This window comes from Aquiflexum lacus (assembly GCF_015476655.1).
Classification (GTDB): Bacteria; Bacteroidota; Bacteroidia; order Cytophagales; family Cyclobacteriaceae; genus Aquiflexum; species Aquiflexum lacus.
The window spans coordinates 1-3,433 of sequence record NZ_JABFHF010000059.1 but is presented as its reverse complement, the minus strand read 5'-3'; the positions used below and the strand labels follow the sequence as shown (position 1 = coordinate 3,433).

Annotated in this window: 3 protein-coding genes; 2 read left to right on the top strand and 1 reads right to left on the bottom strand. The window is 42.6% G+C overall.

Features of this window, described 5'->3' with window-relative positions:
* The first annotated feature begins 291 nt into the window (after positions 1 to 291).
* Both HMJ38_RS24955 and HMJ38_RS24950 read left to right on the top strand, forming a co-directional pair.
* Entirely contained in the window at positions 292 to 1,467 is a 1,176-nt protein-coding gene (locus tag HMJ38_RS24955; RefSeq protein WP_194977174.1) for a PQQ-dependent sugar dehydrogenase, read from the top strand.
* A gap of 265 nt (positions 1,468 to 1,732) precedes the next feature.
* A complete protein-coding gene (locus HMJ38_RS24950; protein WP_194977173.1) occupies positions 1,733 to 3,112 on the top strand; it encodes a Gfo/Idh/MocA family protein in 1,380 nt (459 codons plus the stop codon).
* Between the two features lie 103 nt (positions 3,113 to 3,215).
* On the opposite strand, the gene HMJ38_RS25470 is transcribed toward HMJ38_RS24950, so the two are convergent.
* A partial coding sequence (locus tag HMJ38_RS25470) for a hypothetical protein (protein WP_228780267.1) occupies positions 3,216 to 3,433 on the bottom strand: 218 nt, incomplete at its 5' end.

Sequence of the window (3,433 nt, the reverse complement as noted above, 5' to 3'; positions counted from 1 at the left end):
AAAATGACATCAAGGCGGGCTGCAGACCTCTCCTGACGTCGAGGTGACAAGGCAAGGTTCTTTCTAGTCTTCAATGCTATTTGTAGTCTTAAACCATCAATTTCAAAATCTGTCATTGGTAGTCACGAAGGATCAAGAGTTCCTATTTATGTTTATTCTCATTTCTCTTGATTCTTGGCTCTTGATTCTTAATTCTTGCAACTCGTCTCTCATTCCCATTTTCCAATCCAATGAACATTTTTCGAAAATCAAAGGTCGAATTAAAAATATATTGAATAAATTCACCACACTATGAAGATCAAAACAGTCATATTGCTTTCATTACTTTTATTAAACATCCAGAATATTTTTGCTCAGGGAGCTACAGAAAAAACGCAACCTATCCTGGGTGAGGTTCCACAAAAAGTAGAAGATGTATTTTTACCTGAAGTGAAAGGGATCAAGGTGGAAGTCTGGGTGGATAGCCTTACCATTCCTTGGTCTCTGCGCTTCTTACCTGACGGGGACGCCTTGGTTGCCCAAAGAAGCGGTAGTATAGTTAGGATACCTCAGGGAAAAAATCAACAAGTACACTACCTGACTGTACCTGGAGTAGTACATGAAGTGGATGCAGGACTTATGGGTTTGGCTTTACACCCTGACTTTGAAAACAACTCTTGGATTTATATCATGCATGCATACAGAAATGAGCAGCATGAGTTGTTGAGTAAAGTGGTCAGGTTAACCCATCAGGGCGAAACGGCCATAATGAATAAAATCATCATGGAAAATATCCCTGCACATGCGATACACCTTGGGGGAAGAATTGAATTTGGACCGGATGGCATGTTGTATATAGGAACAGGAGACATGTCCCAGCCATTTGTGGCGCAAGATTTGGAAATATTGGCTGCAAAAATATTAAGGATTACCCCCGAAGGAGGCATACCCACTGACAACCCTTTTGAAAATTCCCCTATTTACTCCTATGGGCATAGGGTGGTTCAGGGTTTTGCTTGGGATCCCGAAACAGGTGTGTTTTTCAATTCCGAACACGGTCCTTCAGGCGCAGAAATAGAAAATGGCGTAAAGTACCGTGATGAAATCAATAAAGTAGAGAAGGGAGGCAACCATGGATGGCCTATGGTGGTTGGTGCTCCTGGGATACCGGAATATGTAGACCCAAAGGTCATCTGGAACAAAGGAGCAGTACCACCTGCGGGAATGACGTTTTACAAGGGAGATCTTTATGTGGCATCCTTAGGAAGTCAGGCTTTGTTGAGGATAGTTTTCGATAAAGAAAATGACTATGAGGTAATTAAAATAGAACGTTGGTTTTCCTATGCCCCTTCAAAAGGAATTTATGGCAGAATGAGAGATGTTACCATAGGTCCCGATGGGCATTTATATGTCACCACCAGCAATACCGACGGCAGGGCACCTTTAAGGATCCATGACGACAAAATACTGCGATTGATCTTCGATTGATCGATCCCATATTTAGGGAATAATTTCAACCTGTGAATTAGATTTGTTCTATTTTGGGCTTCAGTTTTTATGAAAATTTTTTTAAGATGGGTTTTTATGGTATTTTACTGACAAGAAGTTCCTTTGCGATTTCATGATTTGACAAACCCAGTTCCACTTGCTCTATTACATTCATTTCTCTCCGGAGAATGCTACCAAAGGACCTTTGATGTTGCAGAACCACGATAATTAGTTTTCGAAATATATGGTTAAGAGAATTGAAATTATGAAAACAACAAGAAGAGAATTCATTAAAAAAGGAGGTGCCGCCATGGGTGCTATGATAACAGTGCCAACCATTATTCCTGCATCGGCTTTGGGTAAAAATGGGTTTGTAGCCCCGTCCGATAGGATTACCATGGCGGTAATCGGTGCCGGTAATCAAGGCGGTAATGACACACGGGCATTTTTGCAGGATGAAAGAGTGCAGATCACCGCCATTTGTGATGTTAATAAAAAAAGCGATGGCTACTGGGATGGGAAAGTTGCCGGGAGGGAATTTATAATGGAAATGGTGGACCAATCCTATCAGGAAAAATTTGGAAAAAAATACAAAGGAACAGTGGGGTATGAAGACTTCCGGGAAGTATTTCAAAGAAAAGATATTGATGTAATAGAACTTGCTACCCCGGACCACTGGCATGCCATCCCGGTAATGATGGCTGCTGCTTCCAAAAAAGACATTTACTGCCAAAAGCCCTTATCCCTAACTGTTCAGGAAGGCCGGGACATGAGCAATGCAGTAAAACACCACAATGTGGTTTTTCAAACCGGTAGCCAGCAACGCAGCAGTGAACATTTCCGCTGGGCGGTAGAAATGGTCCGTAGTGGCAAAATAGGTAAGTTAAAGAAGGTTACCTGTGGACTTCCCGGTGGGACACCTGATTTTGGCAAAACCGCTCATCTCACGGAAATAATACCTGTACCTAAAGATTTCAACTTCGACATGTGGCTTGGACCGGCTCCTGAAGCGCCTTATCAGCCATGTCGTACGCACGTTAATTACCGTTGGATACTTGATTATTCCGGTGGTATGGTTACCGATTGGGGTGGACACCATCCGGATATTGCCCAGTGGGGTATTGGTGCTGATGGTTCAGGTCCTGTAAGAATCCGGAATCCCAAATCAAAATGGTCGAACCACCCGGTTTACAATACGGCTACGGAATTCTATTTCGAGGCCATATATGAAAATGGTGTGGAATTGATTGTCAGCAATACTGCTGATGATATTGACATACCATCCGGTGTGCGTTTCCATTGCGAAGCCGGTACCGTATGGGCTACTCGTAGTGAACACTATGCCGACCCAGTAAGTGTCTTGGACATTAAACTGGAAGAAAAGGATCGCTTGTACACCAGTAACAATCATTATCGTAACTTTATTGATTGTGTTATCTCACGGAAGCCAACGGCCGCACCGGCAGAAACTGCGCACCGTTCGATAACGATCTCGCATTTGGGCAATATCGCCATGATGCTTAATCAAGACCTGGAATGGGATCCGGTGAAAGAAAAAATAAAAGATAATTTCCTGGCCAATCAGTTGCTTTCCCGACAGATGCGGGAGCCTTGGGATAAAGTCTATTTAAAATACAGGGTTTAAATCCGCCGGCATCTTCATGCTATAATTGATAAGCTATACTTAATCAAGCCTGAATATTAAATCAAATAGGTAACCATGAAAATATCCCCTCCTTCGTTCAATATCATATTGTTGTGCTTAATGCCATTTTTTTTGCTGCCAACTTTTGAGCATATGGCTTGTGGCGGTTTTCGAAGCATTGTCCTGTCCGCACAAAACCAATTTGGCTAAGGGTCGAAAAAGTTGAATTTTCGCCTTTCTGCCGCCATAAGCTATATGCAATGTGTGTGCCCAGCATGGGCATCTGGTATCGAAGATACCAAATTATTCCAGAGGGTGAAA

Excerpts from the sequence above, each read along its gene's own strand:
- HMJ38_RS24950 (WP_194977173.1), top strand. The coding sequence starts at position 1,733 with ATGAAAACAACAAGAAGAGAATTCATTAAAAAAGGAGGTGCCGCCATG.
- HMJ38_RS24955 (WP_194977174.1), top strand. The coding sequence starts at position 292 with ATGAAGATCAAAACAGTCATATTGCTTTCATTACTTTTATTAAACATC.